Here is a 23800-nt window from a genome sequence, read left to right on the forward strand (position 1 = left end):
CATGTCCCCAACCATGGATCAGCCGCGCCGCGCCCAGACTGAAGGCGAGCGCACCAAGCCAACCGGACGCCGTCGGGCCCAACCCAGCGGATTCCTTGACAACGCGCCGGCAGATTCCGCCGCCGTCAGCGGAACGTCAAGCACGACGCCGGAACCCGCCACTGCGGCCATGCCCGCCGCGGTGAAACCCACCACGCGTGCGGAAATCCGCGCAGCCGAGCGCGAGCGTGCTGCCCGGGCCGTACTCGCGCCCGAGGAATCGGCGGCAGCTCCGAAGTCCACCACACCGGGACCTCCTACCGCAGCCATCCCCATCGTTCCGCCGGCCAGCCAGGAACCCGCCACCACGGCTATTCCAGTAGTGCAGCCTGCAACGCCGGAACCCGCAACTGCGGCCATTCCCGTAGTCACTGCCCGCGATGAGTCCGCGCGCACGCCGGAACCCACGGAGTCCCCGCGCAAGGACGCTGAGTCCCCGCGCGGCAAGTCTCCAGCTCAGGTGGCCGCAGCTGCTACAGCCTCGGCATCACTGGCAAGCCGCCGGGACGTTCGAAAGCCGGCCGCTGCGCCCACCACCAAGTCCGGTTTTGGCGCCACATCCTCGTTCGGCCGCGAACCGTTCAGCCGTGAACCACAGGCCGCCCTGCGCAAGGCAGCTTCGGTCAAACACATGAGCCAGCGCATGGCCGTGGTGGCGGGGGCCCTTGGCCTCGTGCTGACAGCCGGCGCTTTGGGGCCAGCCCTTGAACTTCCGTTCTTCGGCCAGGAAACCCCGTCGCAGGAAGCCAGCGGGGGCGAAGGCCGCACCTCGGGTTCGGCATCCCCCGGGCCCAAGGCTTCCTACACCACGGCGTCATCACCTTCGGCCTCCACGCCATCCACAGCATCAGGGGCAACGGCTTCCTCCGAGGCCGGCCAGCCCGCGACGATCGCGGAGGCACCCGGGGCGGTGTCGCCGTCGTCGACTCCCACCCCACAGGTTTCGCTCGCGGACCCGGTATGGGTTCCGTCAGCGGGCTCGTCCGCAGTCCCGGCAGTTCCTGGCGCCACCAGCCCGGCACCCACCCAGCCGGCCCCCGCGCCGAGCGATGTGCCGCCCTCGGACACCATCACTACACCGCCTGCGCCGACGCCAACGGGCACTCCCACACCGACCCCGACTCCCACAGGAACTGCGACTCCCACACCGACTCCAACGCCGACGGATACTGCAACGCCGACGGATACTGCAACGCCGACGTCCAAGCCGAAACCGGGCAAGCCGACCGCTGCCTCAGCACCGCAGCCCAGTGAATCGGCACTTCAGGACATCCTCGATGCCGCCCAGAAGGTATTCGGTTGAGCACCCGCGTGCCCCGTACGTCCACCCATGCGGGGTGGCATAGCCGGTACTGCAGCAGCAGCCGGACCGCCACGTTCCGTCGGCGGATGGGGCGCTGGAGCTGCCAGCGTTTGCGGCGCTCGTAAGCCAACACCGCATACTTCGTACTTACAAGGGGAAGCAGGCTCAGATCCGTGGCCGTACTGCCCAACGCCTGGCCTTCAGGGCCGCATGTAACTCGAGCCGGATCGCGCCACTCAACGGATCAGCACCGATGAGCTGGCGGATCCGGCCGAGCCTGTTGTAGATGCTGCTCCTGTGGAGATGAAGTTTGGCGGCGACGTCCTGAACCGAGCCGTCATTGTCATAGAGCAATTCAAGGACGGGCAGGAGTTCGCCGTTTTTGTCGTGGTCCTCGAGTGCCCTGAAATGCACAGATCCCGTGTCATCCCAACCGCCCGGTGCTACCAAACGATCGAACAGCTGGTACACGCCAACAGTTCGGCTGTCCACGAGCTCACCCAAAGGGAGGTCTACTGCGGCCGCTTGGGCAGCAACCTTCGCTTGCCGGTAAGCACCGGACAGCTGCCGGATAACTTGGAATGGTTCGCTGATCCCCAGGATTACCCTGTCCACTTTGCGGCCCGCGCGTTTGGCGAGCTCCAGTTGATAGTGCACCAAAACCTGGGCATGGTCCGCCCGGCCGCCCGACTCGCGGAACAACACAACGGAATGCGTCTCCGTTCCGGCGCTGAACAACGCGGCGTTCACGCCAATGGTGGACTGCAGCGCGGCAGATCGATGCGTCAGGGTAGCTGCAATGGGATCGACGTCGGACCTCGCGCCATCGGGGTCGAGGATAGTCACCAGCTGCCACGGACCGCGGCCCTGGATTTCCTTCCAACCCGCGACGGTGGCCACAGCGTTGGATTCGCCGCCGCAGGCTGAGAGAAACTCCTGTTCACGCCGTCGCCGGAACTCCGATTCAGCCGTGTTGGAATCAAGGAGCAAGCCCGCCAGCAGGTCCAGCTCGTCCCGCACGCCTGGCAGTTCGGCGAGTATCGCCGTCGCGCTCTGTTCTTCAAGGTCAAGCTGCACCCACAAGTACCCCACGCGGAAACCGCGCACCAGCAAGGGGACACAGACGCGGCCCAACATGCCCAGTTCGTCGTTGGCTGGAACCACCACGGGTCGCACCGCCGTGGCAATGCCGTGAGCAAGCTGCCATGCGCTGACGTCGCTGGGTACCCGCTTGCTCAGGAGGAAGTTCACGCGGACGCGGTCGGCGTGGGACTGGTTGGAGCTGTAGGCGAGGAGAACGCCGTCGAGGTCTTCCAGGGAGAGCCCGCGGCCCAGCTTCAAAGCCACCCGTTCAACGATCTGTTCCACGTCCTGCTGCATCGGAAAAGCGTACCAACAGCAGGCGACACTTGACGCTTCAGTGCTCGACAAATGTCGAGCTTGCTTGGCAAAGATCCTTGTATCCACAGGGTTTTCCTGTGCGGGCTGCTCCGACTCCATGTCGCCTGCCTCACAGCCGGATTTATTCTGGAATCACAGCCCGCAACACATTTTTCGGCCGAAGAGGCCGCTAACGATGGAGCCCACAGATGATCATCGGTGTCCCCAAAGAAATCAAGAACAACGAGTTCCGCGTAGCCATCACGGCTGCCGGCGTCCACGAGTTCCGCACCCACGGACACTCCGTTCTGGTTGAGCGCGGCGCAGGCCTCGGCTCGGGCATCACCGACGAGGAATACTCGATCGCCGGCGCAGAAATCGTCAACGAAGCCGACGATGTCTGGGCCCGCGCAGACATGGTCATGAAGGTCAAAGAACCCATCGCGGCCGAGTACCACCGCTTCCGCAAGGGCCTCATCCTCTTCACCTACCTCCACCTCGCCGCAGAGCCCGAGCTCACCGCCGAGCTCATCAACTCCGGCGTCACGGCCATTGCCTACGAAACCGTTCAGGAGGGCCGCACGCTTCCGCTGCTCGCCCCGATGTCCGAGGTCGCAGGTCGCCTGTCCGTAGTGGTCGGCGCTTCCTCCCTCATGGCTCCGGCCGGTGGCAAGGGTGTACTCCTGGGCGGCGTACCGGGTGTGCGCCCGGCCAAGGTTGTTGTCCTCGGCGCCGGCGTTGCGGGAACCAACGCCGCAGCCATGGCGCTGGGCCTCGGTGCTGATGTCACCATCATGGACATCAACATCAACCGGCTGCGCGAACTCGACGCCCTCTACCAGGGCCGCCTGAAGACCGTTGCCTCCAACGCCTACGAGATCGAGAAGTCAGTCATCGACGCAGATCTCGTGATCGGCTCCGTCCTGATCCCCGGCGCCAAGGCACCCAAGCTGGTCACCAACGACCTCGTTGCCCGCATGAAGCCGGGCTCGGTTCTTGTGGACATCGCCGTTGACCAGGGCGGCTGCTTCGAGGACACGCACCCCACCACCCACCAGGAACCGACGTACAAGGTCCACAACTCGATCTTCTACTGCGTTGCCAACATGCCTGGCGCCGTTCCGAACACCTCCACGTACGCACTGACCAACGTCACCCTGCGCTACGCCGTGGCACTGGCCAACCTGGGCGTCAAGGCCGCTTTCGACCGCGACCCCGCATTGGCTGCCGGCCTCAACATCGCCGCAGGCCACGTGGCACACCACTCCGTTTCCGAGGCACACAACCTGCCGCTGGTAACGGACTGGCACAGCCTGGTCACCGCATAGCGAAGCCTTCGCGGCGACAGAAACACGTCCCTGGCCCGCTGTTCCGTTGCTGCCCAGCAACGGAACAGCGGGCTTCCGACGTTTCAGCGCGAAAAGTTCCGATGGGTGTCTCCACCTCAAGCTGCAGCACAGGCTCCTGGATGCCCAGCTTGTGGAGAAGCAGGCGAGTGCGTGTCTCCCCCACTGACTCGGATCTCTTATCCATTGCGGCGAGAACCTGACGCAGCCGCCGCGCACCCCGCGTGATCCTGCCGCTGTCCGGAAAATGTTGCAGGATTCCCGGATCAGCACCCCGCCTGAGGGCCTGGTCCGCGATAACCACGGCTGCTTCGAAAGCCAACGTTCTCGCACAGTCGATCACTGTCCGTTCAAGGCTCGTGACTCTGACCCGGCCTCCCCACGGCGCGGGCACTTCCGTGATTTCTTCCGGGTTCAACGGCCCACCGTGGGCAACCACATCCGCACCCGAACTTGCCTGGGCAGGAGAGAATGGCGTGGTGACATGCACTTGAGGGCCACCTTCCCAGTCAAGGCACCCATGGAGCCGGGCAGCACTCAGGTGGCTGTACGTTGCTTGGCCCGACGTGCTGCACGCATGGGCCTGAATACGGAGTATCTCCCGTTCCCAGGGCTTGCGACGACGCCAGTCAACTGTCCGGACATAGGCACCGCGCCTAGCCTCAGGAGCTTCCCCGAACGCACTCCTGCGGTCAGCGCGCGGTCCCCCAGGCCCGTGGCCGCAAGCTCGGGGGTTGAGGCAACAAGGGTGGACGGCCAATGCTCAGCGAGAAGGGCATCAAGCTTTGGTGATTGCATCTACCCATTTTTGGTGCAGGGGCGGCCGACAACCATCGATGATGCATCCTATGTGGACAACTACGTGCCGAGGCCGCTGTTCCGTTGAGGCCCAACAACGGAACAGCGGGCCGAGAACAGATTTGCGGTTAGGGCCTCGACGGGAGGGACGGAATCAGCTGCGATGGAACCGGCACAGGAACACCCGAGGGGCCAAGCTTTGAGGGATCGATCGTGGAGGGGTCGATCTCCGGCGGGGTCACGGGCAACACCGGCGGCGTGGGGATGACGCCGTTTCCGGGCTCCTGGTGCGACGGCGCGCTGGGGGTGCGTTGCGATGGTTCGCCCCCGGGCTGCGGCTGGGGTTCGGGAACAACAGGACTGACGGGTGCCGACGGAGCAGGCTGGGGTTGGACAGTGGCAGAACCTTGCTGCGGCACGTCCGGAGCAGGCACCTGCTGCTCGGGGGTGGTGCCAGCGGGCGCATCGGGTTGGGGAGCGCTGCCCGAACCCGGGTTCAGTTGTGACACCACCGAACCGATTGCTGCTCCAAGATGCTGGAAAGCGCCCGGCAGGCCGCCCTCCGATGCGACGGCAGCGGTAGCCCCGCCTGCCAAGGACACGGCAACGGCAAGGCCCGCGATGGCGGCGCGGCGCTTCTTACGACGACGTGCAGCGAGTTCGTCCACAGGAGCGAACCCGGGCTGGGGCTCCGGCGCAACGGTGGCGAGTACCGCCGTGGGTGCACCCGACGACGCGAACGGTCCCTCCGCCGTCGAGGGCTGTTCGGTGACAGCGAGCCGTTCTGTGGCGGCTGGGCTGCTGACCATGAGCGCGCGGACTGCGTCGGACGGCAAAGGGGCAGTGCCAGCCAGTGAACGGAGCTCCAGAAGTTCCGTGCGGAGGGCTGCGTCGCCGGAGAGGCCGGAGTCGGCCAGCAAATGGTCGATGGCCTGCTGGTCGCGGCGTCCGCGAGGCGTGAATTGTTCGCTCATGATGTGCCGTTCCTTAGTAGTGCACGCTTCTTCAGTGCACCCAATGCCCTGCGCTGCAGTTGTTTGACGGATCCCTGGGACTTGCCCATGATGGCCGCCGTATCTTCCACCGAAACATCTGCGACGACCCGAAGTGCCAGGACCTCCCGATAATCGTCGGGAAGATCATCCAAAATCTCGGTGACTCCCAGGCCGGCGACTCGTCCAAAAGCCTGGTCTTCGGCCGATGGTGACCGGCGCGCGTCCAGGTCCACTTCATATGGCGTGGAATCGGGCGTTCGTTCCCGCTTGCGATAGTGGTCAACCATCCGCGCGTGCGCGATGGTGAACAGCAACGTCTTGGCACCCTGAAGCCCTCCACGGATCGAATCCAGCTTGGGATACAGGGCCAGGAATACGTCCTGCGTCACGGCTTCGGGGTCGTCCACGCCGCGTGCCCTGAGATAGCCAAAAACCGGTCCGGCGAAGTTGTTGTAGGCAGCCGTGAAGAGCAGGGCGGGATCATCCTGATCCGCCTGCACGTATTCATCAGCCAAAGGGTCTAGCACCCGTGGATGCCTCCGTCCCACACCACACTACGTAGCGGGGCTCCTTGTCCTAAGCCAAGGAGCCCCGCCCTTAAACCGTAACCGCTGCTTGCTTAGCGGACAGAATCGAGGGGTGCGCCCGGAACAGCCGGGACCTCGGAGGGAAGCTGAGTGGGCAGCTCAGGAGTCGCGGGAACGGCAGGAACAGCCGGCGCGGCGGGAACGCCCGGCACTGCGGGGACAGCCGGCACGGCAGGGGTTGCAGGCAGTTCGGACGTAACGGCGGCGTCGACGTCAGCCTCAGCCTTTGCCGAACCGTCAGCCTTCAGGCCGGCGGCCTTACCGGCTTCCACCACGGACTCGCAATGCGCCTCCACCTTGGCTTCGCCGCCGGCAGCGATGGTCAAGGACTCGAAGCCCGGAACCTTCGTGTCGGACTCCAGGCCGCCGTTGAGGAAAGCGGTGCAGAGACCGAAAGCCTCCGGAGAGGTGGCATCTTCTGCCGCAGCTTTGGCATCGGACACTGCGTCGGCAGCCTTGGCCTGGCCGGCTTCGGCGGCCTCGGTTGCCGTTGCCTTCGCGGTCTCGACGGCGTCAGTGGCCTGAGACTTGGCGGTTTCGGTAGCGTCGGCTGCTGCAGCTTCGGCTGCTGCGACGGTCTTCCCGGCCACCGGGGCCGGTGCTCCAACGAGGTCGTGGGCGGACTGCTGAATATCAGTGGGAAGTGCGCCATTGAACGCAGCGACGCCGGTTCCACCGGCAGCTACAGCTCCGGCAGCCAGGACGCCCGCGGCGACTTTGCTGGTGGCAAGGACAGTGAACAAGGACATGAAACCCTCCGACAAACGATTTTGGGATTGCCCCGGCCGCGGTTGGGTCGCGACCGGATGATCAGCGTGCGGACGTGGCCCGCACACCCCTTACATCGCTCGCGACGCCGGTGAGGTTACGCCTTGTCCGAAATTCTTTTTCAAGAGCTCGGATACTGCTTCTTGGCCGTGCTGCTACTTATCCACATAACGCTCCTTTTCCACACTGGCTAGATGTCCCCATGGCCGGGCACGCTGGGGCCAACTATGCTCAAGAAACCGCCCGGCACCTTTGGACGCCCGGCGATTGACATGGCACTACGTTCAGGGGATACGTGATGGGGCTGAGAATCTGATGGGGCAGGGACTGGTAGGCGCTGATGTCGGGGATCTCCGGCGTTTGTCCGCTGTCATGGACGCCGAGGCTGAGAAGATCACAAGTCTTCAACAGCAGCTCACAGCCATGATCCAGGCAGGTTCGTACTGGCAGGGAAATGACGCCGACCAGTTCCGGAGCAGGTGGCAGAGCGATCTCCGCGGACGGTTGGGAGCAGCAGCCACATGTCTGCGGACCAACGCCCGCGCCCTAAAACTCAACGCAGACCAGCAGGAACAAGCCTCCACGGGCGGTCCCGGGGGATCCAAGGGAGGACCCTCAGCAGGGACGGGGAGGACAGCACCCGGGCCGCTGGAGTTCACTTTTGATCCCACTACCTACGGCCCGGTCACGGTGGAAGGCAGCGGCTCCTTCGACAGTAAAGCGTCGGGCGAAACGCACGGTTCCATAGGTCCGGCCGGCATCGACGTTGGCGGCTCCGGCGAGGCTTCCACCGGAGGTGAGATGACCTGGAAGGCAGGCTCTGAGTTCGGTCCGGTCAAGACGACAGTTACCAACGAAACGTTTGTGGGCGCGCGCGCCGAAGGCGAGTACGGGGCCAGTGTGCCGTTCGGGTTCGGACTGCCGAACGCCCACGCCAACGGCGAAGCATTCGCAGGCGCAGAGAACGTGACCACCGTACGATCCGATTTCTTTGACGGCTGGGTGACCGACACCTCCACCACGCGAATGATGACAGGAGTGGAGGCCAGCGCACACGCCAATGCCAGCAGCCCGTTCCTGTTTTCCGCGGGTGGGGAAGGCTTTGCCGGTCAAAAGGTCACCATAGATAACAAGACCGAGTTCGCCGGCGGCTTGTTCTCCGTGGGTCAGGGCGGAGAATTGCGGGCCGGAGCCTGGGCAAGCGCCGGCGAAGGCGAGGTCAGCGTCAAGGGCCGCGAGACCACCGGGACAGCCTTCAGCGCAGGTGCCGGAGCGGAACTGACTGGAAGCCGGTATGTAGAAGTTTTGGGCCAAACCGTAACTCTCAACGCAACGGTCGCCGCCGGAGCGGGCGAGGGTCACTTCTTCACGGCATCCGTTGACGAGGACGGGCTCACTCTGGGCGCGGGCGCCAAGCTCACCGCGGAACTGGGCCTGGGTGCGGGTGGCCAGATCACCCTCAGCCCCAAGGGGTTGGTGGATTCCGTCACCGGATTCGTTGATTTCCTGAACAACTGACATTCCTCACTCCAGTCCACTGCCGGAAAGGCTCCCATGTCGCAGCAGGTATTCCCGTCCACAGCTTTCCCCGCCTACCCCACCATCAAACTCAGCCCGCCAGCCGGGTGGACCCATCAGGTGGTCCCCGACGCCGTGGGCGCCTTGATGGCTCCTGCATCCGAAGGCCGCTACACGCCAAACGTGGTCATCTCCGTGTCCCGTCGATTGCCTGGCTACCAGCTGCAGGACATCGCTGCGTCCGTTGACTCGTTCTTGGACGCTTTGCCGGACGCCGTCCTGCTGGGCACAGAACCGGTAGTGATCAACGGAAGGGACTGGTACGTACGCGAGGCACGTTATACACACCCGCAAGCGGGCTCACTGACCCAGTTCACCGCCGTGACGGTGGTCCATCAGGACGCCGCTTCGGATATCGTCCAGCTGACTGGCAGCTGCCAGCCCAGTGAAGGCGAGGACCTGAAGGCCATCTATTCGTTGGTCGCCAGCGCTGACATTACGCCAGCGTCCTAGCCTGCTCGATCAGCTTCAGCACCTCAACCGAGTCCGCCGGATCCACAGGTAACGGAAGCGCGGATGCTGAGCCGCCGTCGTCGAGCTTTTCGGCGAGGATCCGGTAAAACTCAGGGTATGCACCGCGCTCCGTGGGGATAGCGGTGCGCTGCCCGTCTCCCTCCAGCGTGCCGTGGTTTTGGGGAGCTTCGACGCCGTACTCCGCATCCGTCGGCAGCCCGCCACCCAGCAGGTACGGCTCCTGCGGATCGGTGCCGAACTTTACGTAGCCGCCCTCTGTGCCGAGGATGCGAAAGCGTGGGCCATGGAGATGGCTGTTGAGGTTGAGGGTGACATGGCTGATCACCCCTGACTCGTGCCGGAGAGCCAGGAACACGTCGTCGTCGGCGCTTTCCTGAGGACGACGCGCCGTGATCTCTGCGAAGGTGACAGTGGCCGGTCCCAGGAATCGAAGAGCGAGATCGAGCACGTGCGTGCCGAGGTCAAACAGGACACCGCCACCGTCTTCGGCCGTGGCGCTGGCCTTCCAAGCCTTGGCGATTTCCGGTGCCCAGCGCTCCATGCCCACCTCGAACCGGGTCACGGTTCCCAGCGTCCCGGCGTCGAGCAGTTTCTTCACGGTGAGCGAGTCACCATCCCATCGCCGGTTTTGGTAGACGGTGAGGACACGGCCCAGTTTCCCAGCCAGTCGGATCAGTTCCTCACCCTCGGCGCTGCGCACCGTGAACGGTTTATCAACGACGACGTCGAGCCCGGCTTCCAGCGCAGCTTTCGCGAGTGGGAAATGGGTGGCGGGCGGAGTGCCCAGGACCACCAGGTCCAGTTGGTCCGCGAGAGCCAGGATGTCCTGTGGGGAACTGACGATGCGCGTTTCCGGGTACCGCTCTTTCGCTTTGGCCTGCCTTCCGGCGTCCGAGGTTGAAATAACTGCGAGCTCATAAGCAGGGTTGCTCGCGATGAAGGGCGCATGGAAGACGCTGCCCGAAAGGCCAAAACCTGCAACGGCGGTACGTATCGGCTGGGAAGTCATGTGCCTAGGCTACCGATCCTCTCTCACGTAATAGCCCTTTTACGCCAACCCTCTATCACCGGGTGAGAGAGGGTCCGGCTAAAGCACGAGGGAAGTGAGAGAGGGTCCGGCTAAAGCACGAGGGAAGTGAGAGAGGGTGGGCATGGCGAAGGCCGGGGACCTCCCCGAACCCGATTCAGGTTGAGGGAAGTTCCCGGCCTTCAGGAAACTACAGCTGGTCAAACTACAGCTGCGGGGAGCCTACTTCTTAGCGCCCTTTTCCCAGCCGATGGTGGTCCAGTCCGGAACGTTGGAGAGGCTCTTGAACAGGGACGGGCCGTAGTTGGCCAGGCCCGTGCGCACGAACTGGATCTCCGGGCCGTTCAGGACGGTACCCATGGAGAAGTACTTCTCCATGTGCTTCTTCTCTACTTCCATGGCGGCCTTGTTGCGCTCTTTGTCATCAGCGATGGTTGCAAGTCGCTTGATTTCAGCGTCGAGCTCAGCGTCGCCCAGGCCGTTTTCGTTGGTGGCGGAGTCGTAGTACTGCTTCACGGCGTCGGTGGCGTCCGGGCCTACGGTGTAACCGGAGATGGTCACATCGAACTCGCGGCTACCAATTACCTTGCCGAAGTCAGCGTCACCGCGCTGGTCGATGGCAACATCCATGCCTGCAGCCTGAAGCTGCTTCTGCAGGGTCTGCGAGGTGGCAGCCGTGGTGGGGTCATCACCGAAGTTGGTGATCTTGAAGGAGACAGGAGTGCCGTCCTTGGCCATGATGCCCTTGTCGTTGGCCGTGTAGCCAGCGTCGGTCAGGACCTTCTTGGCAGCTTCCGCGCCGGTGTCCTTCACGGGGTAGTTGTCCTGGTAGTACTCGGAGAACGGCATGAGCATCATGGATCCCGAGCTTTCTTCGGACCAGTTCAGGCCGTTGAAGCGCACATCGCGGATAGCTTTGCGGTCTACGGCTGTGAAGATCGCCTTACGGACTGCGACGTCGGTCAGTGCCGGCCGCTTGGCGTTCAGGTTCAGTCCACCAGCAAACAGGCGCTGACCGCGGCGGACCTCGGAGTTGGTGGTGCCTTCGAGCTGCTTGTAGCGGCCCAGTGTGCGGCCGTTGGCCGCATCGATTTCACCGTTCTTGAAAGCGGCAATGGTTGCGCTGGGTTCCATCTGACGCCAGATGACCTTTTCCAGAACCGGCTTCTGGCCCCACCATTTGTCGTTGGGAACCATGGTGACGGTCTTGGCCGTGGTGTCGTAGTTCTCCACCTTGAACGGTCCTGCCATCCATTCGGGATGCATGTTGCCGGCAAATCCGGTGTTGAAGATTTCCGGGGTGTTGATGGCCGGGTGGATCAGGCCGAAGAACAGGCCTTCCAGCGGGAAGACGGGCTGGGTGGTGGTGACAATGACTTCTTTGTCGTTGGCCCCTGCTTTGACGGAGTCCACAAAAGCGTAAGCACCGGCGCTCACGATGTCGATGGACTTGTCCTCACCGCGGAGCATCTTCCAGGTGTTCTCAAAGGTCTTGACGTCGATGGGGGTTCCATCGTTCCACGTCGCTTTGTCGTTGATCTTGATGGTGACGGTCTGCTTGCCGTCCTTGACTTCGCTCTTGACCTCTTCGCAGAAGTCCTTGTTGGGCTCTGCCTTGCCGTCGAAGTCCAGCTTCCAGCAACCGCCGATGCCACCGCTGTTGATGGACGCGGTGTTGATAGGCGTCATCAGCGCGGAGTTGTCGGCACTGTTGCCCACATTGGAGAACCCGTTGAAGTCGGGACCAATGCTGCCTACAGCCAAGGTGACGGTGCCACCCTGCTCCAGGTCTTTGGCTTCCTTGGCGTTGACGCTGATCAGCTTGCTGATGTCGCCGCCGCTCTCTTCGGCCTTCTGCGAGGCCGGACCCGACGGCGTTCCCCCGCCGCAAGCGGTCAGCATGAGCGTTGCTGCGAGCGCTACGCCACCGATCGTCGTGTATTTCTTCATGGTTTGCCCTTCATGTTTACGACTGAAATATCTTGTGCGAATTGAGACCAGGGATTCTTCAATGCTTCATATGTCGTCAGGCATGCACCACCAGCATGTCGGCATCTATCTCTCCGTCCGGGAAGAAGCAGGCGAAGTCCTGTGTGCCTTCCTTTTCCGAAGCCAGTGGCGGCTCCAGAGTAAGGCACTTTTCCTGCTTTGCGGCAGGGAGGGCGGCAAACACGGGACACCGGGTGGCGAAGTTGCATCCCTTGGGAGCATCAAGCGGGCTGGGAAGGTCACCCTGCAGGATGATGCGTTCGCGGGTGCGTTCCAGGGAAGGGTCCGGCACCGGGATCGCAGAGAGCAGGGCCCGGGTGTAGGGGTGGCGCGGGTTGTCGAAGACGTCGTCCACGTCTCCGGTTTCCACAATCTTGCCGAGGTACATCACGGCCACACGGTCTGAAATGTGCCGGACCACCGAGAGGTCATGCGCCACCATCAGGTAGCTCAGGCCCAGCTCTGCCCGGAGCTTGTCCAACAGGTTGATCACGCCGGCCTGGACGGAGACGTCCAAGGCAGAAACCGGTTCGTCCAGGACCACGAGCTTGGGGTTGACCGCCAGTGCCCGGGCAATGCCGATGCGCTGGCGCTGGCCTCCGGAGAACTGGTTGGGAAAGCGGTTCACATGGTCAGGTTGCAGGCCCACCAGCTTCATGAGTTCCATGATGCGTTTCTTGATGGCGGCCTTGGGCATGCCCAGGTTTTCCAGCGGTTCGGCCAGGACCTCGTACACCGTGAAGCGCGGATCCAGGGCGCCCGTGGGGTCTTGGAAGACCATCTGCATTTCTTTGCGCATGGCCATGGTGGTCTTGTGGTTGGTTGCTGCCTTGTTGCTGACGCCGCCGATCACCACTTCGCCCACCTGGTCAGGGTGGAACTCCATGATTTCCAGGAGCGTGGTGGTCTTGCCGCAGCCGGACTCCCCCACAATGGAGACGCACTCGCCTTCGCGGATGTCGAAGCTCAGGCCGTCCACGGCCTTGACCGTGCCGATCCGTCGCTTGATCAAGGCACCCTTGAGCAGCGGGAAGTGCTTCTTCACGTCCTTGAGTTCCAGGACCTTTGCGCGCTCGGCGCGGGCGACGCCGTCGAACTTTGACACCGGCTTGGGCGGCGCGTGGAAAATCTTGTGAGCGTCAGCGTTGCCGGAGAGTTCATTGGACTTGATGCACGCAGCCTTGTGCCCCAGCGTCTGGCCTTCCGTGCCCGGCACCGGGAACAGCTCCGGCTCACCGTGCAGGCAGGCGTCGCTGACCAAGGGGCAGCGGGCGGCGAATGAGCACCCGGTCACTGGCAATGCGAGGTTGGGCGGCGTTCCTTCGATAGGAACCAGCGACTGCTTGGTGGCGGTGTCCACGCGCGGGACGGCACCCAGCAAGCCGAGCGTGTACGGCATCCGGGGGTTGTAGTAGATGTCCTCCACAGTTCCGGTTTCCACGGGCTTGCCGGCATACATGACCATGATGTCGTCGGCCATGCCGGCTACGACGCCGAGGTCGTGCGTGATCATGACGACGGCGGCGCCGGTTTCCTCCTGCGCGGTGTGCAGGACTTCCAGCACCTGCGCCTGGATGGTGACGTCCAACGCCGTCGTGGGTTCATCCGCTATAAGTACGCGAGGATCGTTGGCGATGGCGATGGCGATCATGACGCGCTGGCGCATGCCGCCGGAAAATTCGTGCGGGAATGCTTTGAGCCGGTCCTTGGGGCTTGGGATGCCCACCATCCGCAAAAGGTCGACGGCGCGGGCTTCTTTGGCCTGCTTGCTCATGGTGGGGTTGTGGACCGTCAGTGCCTCGATGATCTGGTTACCCACCGTGTAAACGGGAGTGAGCGAGGACAGCGGGTCCTGGAAGACCATGGCGATGTCGCTGCCACGGTGCTTGCACATGGCTTTGTCGCTGAGGCCCAGGAGTTCCTTGCCCTTGTAGCGGACGGAGCCGGTGATGTCAGCGGTTTCAGGGAGCAGCCCCATGATGGCCATGGACGTGACTGACTTGCCGGAACCGGACTCGCCCACAATGCCCAGGGTCTTGCCGGGCATGAGGTCGAAATCCACGCCGCGGACTGCGTGGACTACGCCATTCTCAGAGTTGAACCGGACGTTCAGGTCGCGGACGCTGAGGACGGCGTCACCGGGGGCGTAGAGTCCGGCGTCGCGGAGGCGTTCGGCGGGAGTGATGTTGGTGCTCATTTGGTGGTCTTCTTCGCAGTCTGGGGCTTGGCCTGCTTCGCCCGGCCAATTGAACTGGAGCTGGGATCGAAGGCGTCACGGAGTCCGTCGTTCATCATGGCCAGCGAGCCTGTCAGCAGGAACATGACGGTCAGCGGAACCCAGAACATCCACGGGAAGGAGGACACCTGCCCCGTGGCTTGCCCGATCAGGACACCGAGGCTGACATCAGGGAGTTTGATGCCGATCCCGATGAAGGAGAACGCGACTTCGGCCAGGATGGCGCCGGTGATGCCACGGGTGAAGTCGAGGACCAGCAGCGAGCCGATGTTGGGGACAAGGTGGCGCCACACGATGCGTCGGGAGGGGACACCCATGTATTTGGCGGCTTTGACGTAATCGCGCTGCATGAGGGACATGGACAGCGAGCGCACCAGGCGGGCGGTTCCCATCCAGCTGAAAAACAGGAGCACGACCACCAGCAGGAGCCAGCTGGGCAGGTCCTTCAGCCCACCGCTGCCGCTGGTTGCCACTGCCACCACCAGAATGGCGGGCATCATGATGAGCGCTTCGAGGATGAACAGCATGGTGGCGTCCACCTTGCCGCCGAAGAACGCCATGGTGCAGCCGTACACGGCGGAGATCAGGACAGATAAGCCGCCCACGATCAGACCGATGAGAATGGACGTCCGGGTGCCATCGACAATGAGCGCCATGAGGTCTATACCGGCCTGCGTGGTGCCGAGCAAGTGGTCCGGCGACGGCGGCATGCCAATGTTCAACGGATCAATGGTGTCCTTGTCCCATGAGGTGAGGAACCCGCCAAAGATCGAGAAAAGGAACAACGCGAGGAAAATGAACAAGCCGGCGACGGCGGTCCGGTTCCGCATGAAGCGGCGGAAGATGATTCGGGACTTGCCAATGACGACGTCCTGGTCGCCAACCCGGGATTCGTCGATTTCCGCAACGGGATCAATGATGTTTGTCATTACTGGACCCTCACTCGTGGATCGACCAGTGTGGTGGCGAAGTCAGCAAGGATGGCGCCGATCGCGAAGATCACTGACCCGTAGGCCAAGGTGGCCGTGGCCACGTTGACGTCCTGCAGGCTGATGGCCTGGATGCTCCAGAGGCCGATTCCTGGCCAGGCGAAGATGGCCTCGGCGAAGAAGCCGCCGGTGAAGATTGCGGGGATGGTGAACGCGATGCTCTGGGCAACCGGGATGAAGGACACGCGCAGCGCGTGCTTCCTGATGGCCTGGTTGCGGGTGAGTCCTTTGGCCCGGGCGGTGCGGACAAAGTCGGCATTGACGTTGTCCAACAGGTACTGCCGCTGGGCGATCTGGTAGCCAGCCCAACCAAAGACGGTCATCGCGAAGGTGGGCACGGCATAGTGGGCCACCATGTCAACGAAAGCGGGCCAACCGGGGTCGATTCCCGGCGTCGAAATTCCTGTCACGAAGAAGATGCGCTCCCCGACGGCCTCGTTGATGCCGATGGCCCCGAGCTGCACCAGGAAGTAGGCGATGGGCGCGGGGAGGATGTGGACAAGGTAGCTGTAGGACGTGATGACGCGATCCTGGAACTTGTACTGGCGTGCGGCGGAATAGACACCGAGGGCGACGCCGATCACCAAGGTCAGGATGATCGAGGCGATGAACAGCCGGGTGGAGACCAACACGCGGTCGGCGAACTCGGCGTTGACGAACGCGCCGTTGGGGCTGCGGCCCCAGTCCCAGCGGGTGACAATGCCCCAGAGCCATTGAATGTACCGTTCCCACGGGTTCAACTCCGGATCAAGACCGAGTCCCCTGAAGGACGCCGCTACCTGTTCGGGAGTTGGCCGCGGGATTTTCTCCTGCTCCAGAACTGCGGGCTTCAGCGACGAGACCGCCAGGAAATACCCCGCACTCGTGGTCAGGAAGATCATGATCAGGTAGATTCCCGACCGCTTCATCAGATATTTCAGCATGTCGGGTGGCTGCCCCGAATCGTGGCAAAACTCAAAGCTCGTCCTTCCGCGGTTCCCGGCTGTGGCCGGCGTCAGCTGCGAAGTTGCGCAGCGGGTGGTTGGGTCCCCACGCCCCTTCAGTGATCACCAGCCCTGTATGGCATGCGTCACATTCAAGAGGAAACTACCACAATAACTGCTTCACGTTTTGCTTCACGGTGTCCAGTTTCGCGGCTGCAGCCAGATTGTTATGTGCAGGTTGCGTCATGTTTAGGACCCCAGGGGTACTTATGGGCTCACCGAGGAGCGGGTAGGAGTGCCCCATGGGCATATTCGCCGGCCCTTGGCTGTTTAGGCCGCGCGCAGGAGCCGCGTGATCAGCTCACGCCAGGAATCCGCAAGCCGGGTGGGTGAAATGCCCCGGACGCGGACGTCGTCCACGATTCGCTCAGGGTCCAGAGCGTACGTCAGGGACATCGCCATCACCCAAGGATCCGCGATTCCCGCCTCCCGCAGCAGGACCTCCATATGTCGATGCGAAAGTTTGGTCGCGGGAACATCGAACCTGTTGCGGGTTGTAGCCCCGGCGGCCTTCAGGAGTTCGCCGTTTTCCAAGACGAAATAGATCCGTCCCTCGCCGAACGCCACCAAACGATCCTTCGGTGACGCCCCGGGACCCAGAGGGGGTGGGCCGAACATGAAACCAGCCTGGAATTCAGACTCCGAGTCACTCAGCAGCGTCATCATCAGCCCGGCGCGGCTGCCAAACCGGCGGAACACAGTCCCCTTGCCCACCTTAGCCTTGCAAGCGAGCGCATCCATGGTCAGCGCTTCGGCACCAAACTCGGCCACCAGATCCCGGGCAGCGTTGAGGAGGCGCTCGCGATTTCTCGCTGCGTCGCTGCGCTCGTGGGGCGCACCTAGGGGCACGTCCGGCCTCATGGGGATCGAGCTCACAGAAATATTCTAGACCCCGGGAATAGAAAGCGGACCATGGTCCGTTTAGTATCGATGAAGGCCACAAAGCCCACACAATGCAGGTCGGACCCGCAAGGCACCGGCCAGACACAAGGAGACACCATGTCCAAGAGCACAGTTCTTACCCTCGTCGGCAGCCTGCGCGCCGATTCCCACAACAAGAAGCTCGCCGAAGCCATCCAGCTGAACGCACCCGAGAACGTTGACGTGCAAATTCACGGCTCGCTGGGCACCATCCCCTTCTACAACGAAGACATCGACGTCGAAGGCCAGGTCCCCGCCGAAGCCGCCGCCCTCCGCGCTGCAGCAGCCGACGCCGACACCATCCTGCTGGTCACCCCCGAGCACAACGGCACTATGCCCGCCTCCCTGAAGAACGCCATTGACTGGCTGTCCCGCCCGTTCGGTGCCGGCGCCCTCTCCGGCAAGCCGACCGCCGTCGTCGGAACCGCTTTTGGCCAGTTCGGTGGCGTGTGGGCGCAGGATGAGGCCCGCAAGGCCGCCGGGATCGCCGGCGCCAAGGTACTTGAGGACGTCAAGCTTGCAGTACCGGGTTCCATGATCCGTTTCGCTGAACTGCACCCGAAGGACGACGCCGAGGTTGTAGAGCAGATCAAGGCCATCTTCGAGCCCCTGACCGCCGTTCAGGAAGAAGAAGAAGCAGCAGCCTGATCCCCCGCTTTTGATGCCCCCGTTCCGCTAGCCGCGGAGCGGGGGCATTCGCGTTCCAGCGGCCTGCCTCGGCGGACGTGATCAACTCTTGTCCGAACCGTCACCGGAACGGCATGTTGTGTTCGGCCATCCCGTCCTACCGTTGGAAGTACAGGTGGATGGACAGGAGCGCGGGGCTGTCATGCATGCCGGACGGGGAACAAAAAGCACGACGGCGATCACCGCTGCCTGCCTCATCTTCGGTCTGTGGGTGGCTGGCTGCACTACCGCACCTACCCCAGCTGCCGGTCCCACCCCCTTACCGACGGTTTCGGTCACCCCACGCTCCCCATCACCCAGCACCGCGCCCACGGCATCCGCGCCCGCTGCGTCAGTTCCTGCCCCACCTGCTCCTCCCCCTGCACAGTCCGGGACTCCCTCCCTTGCCGTCCCTGCCGCTCCACCCTCGCCGGCAACACCCACTCCCGCGCCCTCGATCACTCCTTCCGAGGCCCCACCGACCCAGCCGACCGCCGTCGTCGAGCCCTCACCCCAGCCAGGCACCAGCGCGCCTGAACCAACAGCTACGCCCACCGTCATCCCCGTGGATGCTGACACCACCGGGCCGGCGGTCTACTACGTGGCAATTGACGACGGCGGCGCCCGGGGCGTGCGGTTCGGCTGCAACGACAGCCTGGTACCCGTCAGGGGCGTTGCCGTACCCGGCGATCCGCTGTCCGTTGCCCTCGGCCGGCTCCTGGAAGCCGGAATGCCAGTGGATAGCGATGCAGCCCTCTACGACGCACTGGCCAATTCGTCGCTGCGCTATCTCTCCGGCTACATGAACGGGGCCACGGTGGTGGTGAACCTCAGCGGATCACTGCGGCCCGGGGGTGTGTGCGACATCCCGCGCATCCAGGCGCAACTGACGCAGACCATAGTGCAGGCCAGCGGCGCTTCACGTGCCGAGATCTACGTGAACGGCCGAACACTGACAGAGGCGCTGAGCGTGCGGTGATGACGGGCTGCCGGTGGCCCCGCAACCCGTTGTGAAGCCGCTGTTCCGTTGTCGCCCGGCAACGTGATAGCGGGCTCGCAACGTGATAGCGGGCTCGCAACGTGATAGCGGGCTGGCGGGGCTTGGAGCTTCACGCCGTGGCGATTGCCAACACCCTCCGTAGCGCCCACCCCACGCGAAGAAGCGCCAGGACGGAAGCGAACGCCAGCAGGAAAGCCAGAGCCTCCGGGATCCACAGTCCCGTAACGGAGTCTCCCTCCAGAACCACCGTGACCAGGGCGGCAACCACCAGCAAGCCCAAACCAGGGATGGCAAAAAGGAACACCTCGCCGATCTGGCGCCGGTGTGTGGCGGACAGCTTCTCCAAGGGAAGTTCCCGCTGACCTGGTGCAGCTTTCTTTCCCAACACGTTGATCAACATGGACACGCTGGTGAGAGTCAGCCCCGCCGTGGCCCCGGCCAGGGTGGCGAGTGTCTGGAACAGTGTTCGCCGGGCCCCAGGGTCCACGCTCTCCAGCATCAGCGGTTGACGCGCAAGCAGCGATATTGCCAGCCAGATGATCACGGCAAGCGCAGCCCAAGCGAAGTCAGCACCGGGATGCAGGAGAAACCAACGCCACAGAGTCCTGCGGCGCCCGTTCCGCTGGACGTCAACCTCGTACAAGCTCATGGTCGCCACCACCTTGGCTCTCCCCTGCTGACTGATCCGCCTCTCCGGCCGCCTTGCCTGCCTTTCCAGCTACTTGACGGGCCCTTTCAGCTACTTGCCCGGCCTTTCCAGCTACTTGCCCGGCCCTTTCAGCGCTCTCCGCGGCCGCCAGTGCCGCCCGGACAGTGGCCATTCCACCCGCAACGATGTCCGGCACCATACCCGAATCAGCTGAGCCCTTGATGTCCGGCAAAGTCCTGGCGAAAAACGCCTCGTTGTCCCTGGCTTGTTTGTTGAGGATAACGATTGCTTCTGCGGTGGATTTTTGAGGATCGTTGAAGACGTCCGGGTCCACTTCGATGTGCGAGATGAACCGCTCCTTGAGAAGGTCCACCACTTCACGGTCCCCAGTCAGGGAGTCCTTGCCCTCAGCCACCACGTAGTCGAAATGCTCCACGGATCCGGCCCTGCGAAAAAGGTGGATCAGTTGTTGGATCCGCTCCCGAATCCGCTGCTTGTCCTCGGCCTTGCCGGACCTGCCAACGCTCAAGGAAATCCGGAACGTGCCCTGATTCATGAGACGGGAAGCGCTGTCCAGGACGTCCGCCCATTCGCCCTCCATGAGCTTTCCGGACAAACGTTCAGCAGGAAGCGCGAACTCGAAACGGCTCACCTCCAGCCGGGTCAGGATTTCCTCGATGTCCTCGCGGACTACCGGCACCAGGCTGGGCTCAAGTCCCAGCATTCCTTCGAGGTACTCGCCCAGCCTGGACGCACGTGGTCCGTTACCGCTGGTCAGCACCGCGATGACATTGCGCTTCAGGAAGGCAAAGTACGTGGTCTCCAGCAGGTGGTCACCGGGAGCCAAAGGCAGGGGCTTGCGGCGGCCAAGAGCATCGCCGACACTCGGCAGGTTGGTGTCCCTTACCCGGTCCAGCAGCAGCACGGGAAACGGTGATGATGCGGCGGCCTGTGCGAGCAACACCGTGCCGTCGATGCTCGTGAAGTGCCTGTCCGTCCCCGTATCCTGGGCCTTCTTCAATACCTCGGCCACACGGCGGGCCGGAAACGGACGGCTGAGCTCGTCACCGTTCAGCTGTTCGATCCGCCAGAACTGCACACTGCGCCGTGCCATGGATTCTCCCCTCGTCTTCCGTGACCCACGCTAGTGGCGAGGTCTGACATTAAAGCCGCGTGCCGCCGTCGTGCCTCATACGGTTCCCGGTGCAGCGAAAGGTCACAGGCTGTATTTGGGCCCCGGGGCGAAGAGCGAATCCATCTCATCATGGCTGCGCGTGCCTGAGAGCCCGGCCCAGTTGCCATCGCCGAGGATCTCCTTCGCAACGCGGGCTACCTGGGCGTACGCCGCTTTGGCGGTGTTGCCACCGATGCTGACGCGCCGAACGCCGGCGTCGTGCAGTTCCAGAGGCGACGGCGCACCGACTCCCGCAAGTGCGTTGAGCGGGGCGGGAATCCGGTTGGACAGCTCGTGGAGGACATGCAGATCCACCACGCCGGGAACGAAGATTCCGTCCGCACCCGCCGTGAGGTAGGCCTCGGCACGCCGCAGGGTCTCCTCGTAGGCGGTGTCCGGGAACTCGCCTGACAGGTACGTGTCCGTGCGGGCATTGATGAACAACGGAATGCCGCGCTCGTCAGCGACCAGGCGGATCAACGCGATCCGGCGCGATTGCTCGTCGATGTCAGTGAGCGGCTCGGTTGCTGAATCCTCGATGTTGATTCCCACTGCACCCGCGTCCAGGACGGCGTGGACGGTCGCCCGGAGTTCGTCATCGGTTCGCCCGTAGCCCGTCTCGATGTCGGCCGAAACCGGCAATCGGGTTGACCCCGCGATGCGCCCCAGTGCTGCCATGGCCAAACCCCACGGCACGTGGTCCCCGTCGCGGAACCCCAGGCTCCAGGAAACGGCTGAACTCGAGGTGGCAATCGCCGTCGCACCTGCCTCCTCCACAACCCTGGCGGACGCGGCATCCCAGACGTTCACCAACACCAAGGGGGCGGGCCCGGCGTCGTGGAGCTTATGGAAGTGTTCGGCTTTGGTCACGGATCCCCGGTGCGCTGTCATAGCTACATTCCAGCCTTTCCCGATCCCCGCGTAAAGCGTGACCTGAGAAAGTAAAAGCTTACGAAAACATATGTTGCCTCATTAGCAACATCGGGGAGTATCCTGAGACTGTGACCCACGAAACATTGGATGCCGGCGCAACGCTGCCCGCTGAAGCCATCGACGCCATTGAGCGGGCCGCCACGGCCTCTCACCCGCACGAGGAACTGTTCTCCGCGCGGGCCGCCAACATCAAACAGTCCGCTGTCCGGGACGTCTTCGACATTTCCATGCAACCAGGCCTTGTCTCCCTTGCTGGCGGCAACCCCTACTTGCAGTCGCTGCCGCTGGAAAAGCTCGGCCAGACCGCCGCCCGCATTATCGCGGAGGAGGGAATGACCGCCCTGCAGTACGGCGGCGGCCAAGGCACCGAAGAACTCCGCCAGCAGATCTGCACCATCATGGCCGCTGAAGGAATCACCGACGCCCACCCCGACAACATCGTTATCACCGCGGGATCCCAGTCGGCTCAGGACGTTGCCACCAAGGTCTTCTGCAACCCCGGCGATGTTGTGTTGGTGGAGAACCCCACATATGTAGGCGCCCTGAACACGTTCGAGGCGTACCAGGTTCAGGTGGAACCGATCGAAATGGACGACGACGGCCTGGTACCGGAACTGCTTGAGGCCAGGATCGCGGCACTCCAGTCAGAGGGCAAGAACATCAAGTTCCTCTACACGATCCCCAATTTCAACAACCCCTCCGGCATTACCCTGGCCGAGGAGCGCAGGCAGCGGATCGTCGATATATGCCGCACTGCGAATATTATTGTCCTCGAGGACAACCCCTATGGACTGCTGCGGTTCGACGGCCACGCGATCGCCCCCATGCGGGCCGCCAACCCGGACGACATCATCTACCTCGGCTCGTTCTCCAAGATCTTCGCTCCTGGACTCCGCATTGGCTGGGCGCTTGTTCCCGCACACTTGCAGCGGCGCTTCTACCTGGCCTCCGAGGCAGTGACGCTCTGCCCGCCGCCACTGAACCAGATGCTCGTCTCGGCATATCTCCGCGAGTACGACTGGCAAGGTCAGATCGACACCTACCGGGCCCTCTATGCAGAGCGCTGCAAGGCACTCCTGTCCGCGCTCCAGGAGTACATGCCGGCCGGACTCACCTGGACCCGCCCGGATGGCGGCTTTTTCGTCTGGGTCACCCTGCCTGAAGGCGTAGACACCTATCCCCTGCTCGGAAAGGCGATCGACGCCGGCGTAGTCTTCATCCCCGGCGCAGCCTTCTCACCAGCCGACGGGCCGTCCAACAAACTCCGCCTCGCATTCAGCGCCGTGCCGCCGGATACGATAGCCGAAGGCGTCCGCCGATTGGCCCCCGTCCTGGCGGAAGCCATTGAAGCTACCAATGAAGGAGCACCGCAATGACCGGAGTTGTGATTGTAGGAGTAGACGGCAGCGAGACCGCAATGAGGGCAGCGCAGGCCGCCCAGCAGTTGGCGATCGGCCTCGGAGCCAGCCTTCGCGTGGTGAGTGCCTTCGACAGCAACCGGACAGAGGTTGTTGAGATCGGCACGGACAAGTGGATCGTCTCCGATGCCGCCGAGGCCGAAGCTGTGGCCCGCGCAGTAGCCGAGCGTCTGGCTGACGACCGCCTTGAGATCACCTACTCTGCAGCCCGCGGCAAGCCCGGGGAAGCTTTGGTCAAGGAAGCTGAAGTGCATGAGGCCCGCCTGATTGTGGTGGGTAATCGTCGCATGCAGGGCTTGGGCCGCGTGCTTGGAAGCGTAGCCAACACCGTGGCACACACAGCACCCTGCGATGTCTACATCGCCAAAACCGACCAGCCGTAAAGCGAGCTGAATCACGCGGCCGGGTGGGGAGTCTCACCCGGCCTTTGGCGCCCTTTAAGCAGGATCCACAACGTCATCGTTATAAAATCGAGATGCCCCCAATGGCGCGTGCCACCTCCACTTACTGACTTCAGGGGATCATCTTTTGCTTACTTTGCAGCCGC

Annotated in this window: 22 protein-coding genes; 8 read left to right on the top strand and 14 right to left on the bottom strand. The window is 63.3% G+C overall.

All coding sequences use genetic code 11. The features are described 5' to 3' along the window. Position 1 precedes the first annotated feature (1 nt). Positions 2 to 1342, top strand: a complete 1341-nt coding sequence (locus tag ACZ5J0_RS18315) for a DNA polymerase III subunit gamma/tau domain-containing protein (RefSeq protein WP_464093746.1) — start codon at positions 2 to 4, stop codon at positions 1340 to 1342. 165 nt (positions 1343 to 1507) lie between these two features. On the opposite strand, the gene ACZ5J0_RS18320 is transcribed toward ACZ5J0_RS18315, so the two are convergent. After that, entirely contained in the window at positions 1508 to 2722 is a 1215-nt protein-coding gene (locus ACZ5J0_RS18320) for a PucR family transcriptional regulator (RefSeq protein ID WP_464093747.1), read from the bottom strand. A 209-nt stretch (positions 2723 to 2931) separates the two neighbouring features. Here ACZ5J0_RS18320 and ald point away from each other — a divergent pair, with 209 nt between their 5' ends. Further along, complete coding sequence (gene ald, locus ACZ5J0_RS18325) at positions 2932 to 4050, top strand: alanine dehydrogenase (RefSeq protein ID WP_142937573.1); 1119 nt, start codon at positions 2932 to 2934, stop codon at positions 4048 to 4050. A gap of 555 nt (positions 4051 to 4605) precedes the next feature. Here ald and ACZ5J0_RS18330 read toward each other — a convergent pair. The 4 genes from ACZ5J0_RS18330 to ACZ5J0_RS18345 all read right to left on the bottom strand — a co-directional run bounded on the left by ACZ5J0_RS18330 (position 4606) and on the right by ACZ5J0_RS18345 (position 7197). After that, positions 4606 to 4866, bottom strand: a complete 261-nt coding sequence (locus tag ACZ5J0_RS18330; RefSeq protein ID WP_464093748.1) for a hypothetical protein — start codon at positions 4864 to 4866, stop codon at positions 4606 to 4608. A 128-nt stretch (positions 4867 to 4994) separates the two neighbouring features. Continuing rightward, complete coding sequence (locus tag ACZ5J0_RS18335; protein ID WP_464093749.1) at positions 4995 to 5840, bottom strand: hypothetical protein; 846 nt, start codon at positions 5838 to 5840, stop codon at positions 4995 to 4997. Continuing rightward, a complete protein-coding gene (locus ACZ5J0_RS18340) occupies positions 5837 to 6388 on the bottom strand; it encodes an RNA polymerase sigma factor (RefSeq protein WP_464093750.1) in 552 nt (183 codons plus the stop codon). Before ACZ5J0_RS18340 ends, ACZ5J0_RS18335 begins: the two co-directional genes overlap by 4 nt. A gap of 92 nt (positions 6389 to 6480) precedes the next feature. Next, positions 6481 to 7197 carry a hypothetical protein gene (locus tag ACZ5J0_RS18345; RefSeq protein WP_142937569.1) on the bottom strand — a complete coding sequence of 239 codons (717 nt, stop codon included), beginning with the start codon at positions 7195 to 7197 and terminating at the stop codon, positions 6481 to 6483. A 334-nt stretch (positions 7198 to 7531) separates the two neighbouring features. On the opposite strand from ACZ5J0_RS18345, the gene ACZ5J0_RS18350 reads away from it, so the two are divergent. Continuing rightward, a complete protein-coding gene (locus ACZ5J0_RS18350; protein WP_166842499.1) occupies positions 7532 to 8734 on the top strand; it encodes a WXG100 family type VII secretion target in 1203 nt (400 codons plus the stop codon). A gap of 36 nt (positions 8735 to 8770) precedes the next feature. Then, on the top strand, positions 8771 to 9247 hold the full coding sequence (locus ACZ5J0_RS18355; protein ID WP_142937567.1) for a hypothetical protein: 477 nt from the start codon (positions 8771 to 8773) through the stop codon (positions 9245 to 9247). Here the strand turns inward: ACZ5J0_RS18355 and ACZ5J0_RS18360 are convergent. The 6 genes from ACZ5J0_RS18360 to ACZ5J0_RS18385 all read right to left on the bottom strand — a co-directional run bounded on the left by ACZ5J0_RS18360 (position 9231) and on the right by ACZ5J0_RS18385 (position 17368). Next, a complete protein-coding gene (locus ACZ5J0_RS18360; RefSeq protein ID WP_142937566.1) occupies positions 9231 to 10277 on the bottom strand; it encodes a Gfo/Idh/MocA family protein in 1047 nt (348 codons plus the stop codon). The genes ACZ5J0_RS18355 and ACZ5J0_RS18360 overlap by 17 nt on opposite strands. 240 nt (positions 10278 to 10517) lie before the next feature. Next, positions 10518 to 12245, bottom strand: coding sequence for an ABC transporter family substrate-binding protein (locus ACZ5J0_RS18365; protein WP_142937565.1), 1728 nt, complete (start codon positions 12243 to 12245; stop codon positions 10518 to 10520). Positions 12246 to 12321: 76 nt separating this feature from the next. After that, a complete protein-coding gene (locus ACZ5J0_RS18370; protein WP_464093751.1) occupies positions 12322 to 14481 on the bottom strand; it encodes a dipeptide ABC transporter ATP-binding protein in 2160 nt (719 codons plus the stop codon). Beyond that, on the bottom strand, positions 14478 to 15449 hold the full coding sequence (locus ACZ5J0_RS18375) for an ABC transporter permease (protein ID WP_464093752.1): 972 nt from the start codon (positions 15447 to 15449) through the stop codon (positions 14478 to 14480). The genes ACZ5J0_RS18370 and ACZ5J0_RS18375 overlap by 4 nt, the downstream gene beginning before the upstream one ends. Then, entirely contained in the window at positions 15449 to 16432 is a 984-nt protein-coding gene (locus ACZ5J0_RS18380) for an ABC transporter permease (protein WP_142937562.1), read from the bottom strand. Before ACZ5J0_RS18380 ends, ACZ5J0_RS18375 begins: the two co-directional genes overlap by 1 nt. A 330-nt stretch (positions 16433 to 16762) precedes the next feature. Next, the gene (locus ACZ5J0_RS18385; RefSeq protein WP_464093753.1) at positions 16763 to 17368 is read right to left on the bottom strand and encodes a TetR/AcrR family transcriptional regulator; all 606 of its coding nucleotides are present in this window, start codon (positions 17366 to 17368) and stop codon (positions 16763 to 16765) included. 123 nt (positions 17369 to 17491) lie between these two features. Between ACZ5J0_RS18385 and ACZ5J0_RS18390 the strand changes: the two genes are divergently transcribed. Together ACZ5J0_RS18390 and ACZ5J0_RS18395 are read left to right on the top strand one after the other, a co-directional pair. After that, positions 17492 to 18061, top strand: a complete 570-nt coding sequence (locus ACZ5J0_RS18390; protein WP_142937561.1) for an NAD(P)H-dependent oxidoreductase — start codon at positions 17492 to 17494, stop codon at positions 18059 to 18061. A gap of 154 nt (positions 18062 to 18215) precedes the next feature. Next, positions 18216 to 19058: a GerMN domain-containing protein gene (locus ACZ5J0_RS18395; protein WP_464097208.1), complete on the top strand. Its 843-nt coding sequence runs from the start codon at positions 18216 to 18218 to the stop codon at positions 19056 to 19058. Positions 19059 to 19188: 130 nt separating this feature from the next. On the opposite strand, the gene ACZ5J0_RS18400 is transcribed toward ACZ5J0_RS18395, so the two are convergent. The 3 genes from ACZ5J0_RS18400 to ACZ5J0_RS18410 all read right to left on the bottom strand — a co-directional run bounded on the left by ACZ5J0_RS18400 (position 19189) and on the right by ACZ5J0_RS18410 (position 21793). Further along, entirely contained in the window at positions 19189 to 19728 is a 540-nt protein-coding gene (locus ACZ5J0_RS18400) for a hypothetical protein (RefSeq protein WP_142937560.1), read from the bottom strand. After that, complete coding sequence (locus ACZ5J0_RS18405) at positions 19709 to 20842, bottom strand: hypothetical protein (RefSeq protein WP_464093755.1); 1134 nt, start codon at positions 20840 to 20842, stop codon at positions 19709 to 19711. Before ACZ5J0_RS18405 ends, ACZ5J0_RS18400 begins: the two co-directional genes overlap by 20 nt. Before the next feature lie 102 nt (positions 20843 to 20944). Continuing rightward, positions 20945 to 21793, bottom strand: coding sequence for an isocitrate lyase/PEP mutase family protein (locus ACZ5J0_RS18410; protein WP_464093756.1), 849 nt, complete (start codon positions 21791 to 21793; stop codon positions 20945 to 20947). Between the two features lie 110 nt (positions 21794 to 21903). Here ACZ5J0_RS18410 and ACZ5J0_RS18415 point away from each other — a divergent pair, with 110 nt between their 5' ends. Beyond that, positions 21904 to 23211: an aminotransferase-like domain-containing protein gene (locus tag ACZ5J0_RS18415; RefSeq protein WP_464093757.1), complete on the top strand. Its 1308-nt coding sequence runs from the start codon at positions 21904 to 21906 to the stop codon at positions 23209 to 23211. After that, positions 23208 to 23636, top strand: a complete 429-nt coding sequence (locus ACZ5J0_RS18420) for a universal stress protein (protein WP_464093758.1) — start codon at positions 23208 to 23210, stop codon at positions 23634 to 23636. The genes ACZ5J0_RS18415 and ACZ5J0_RS18420 overlap by 4 nt, the downstream gene beginning before the upstream one ends. Positions 23637 to 23800 lie beyond the last annotated feature (164 nt).

It is taken from the genome of Arthrobacter sp. DualSoilB13 (assembly GCF_055389195.1).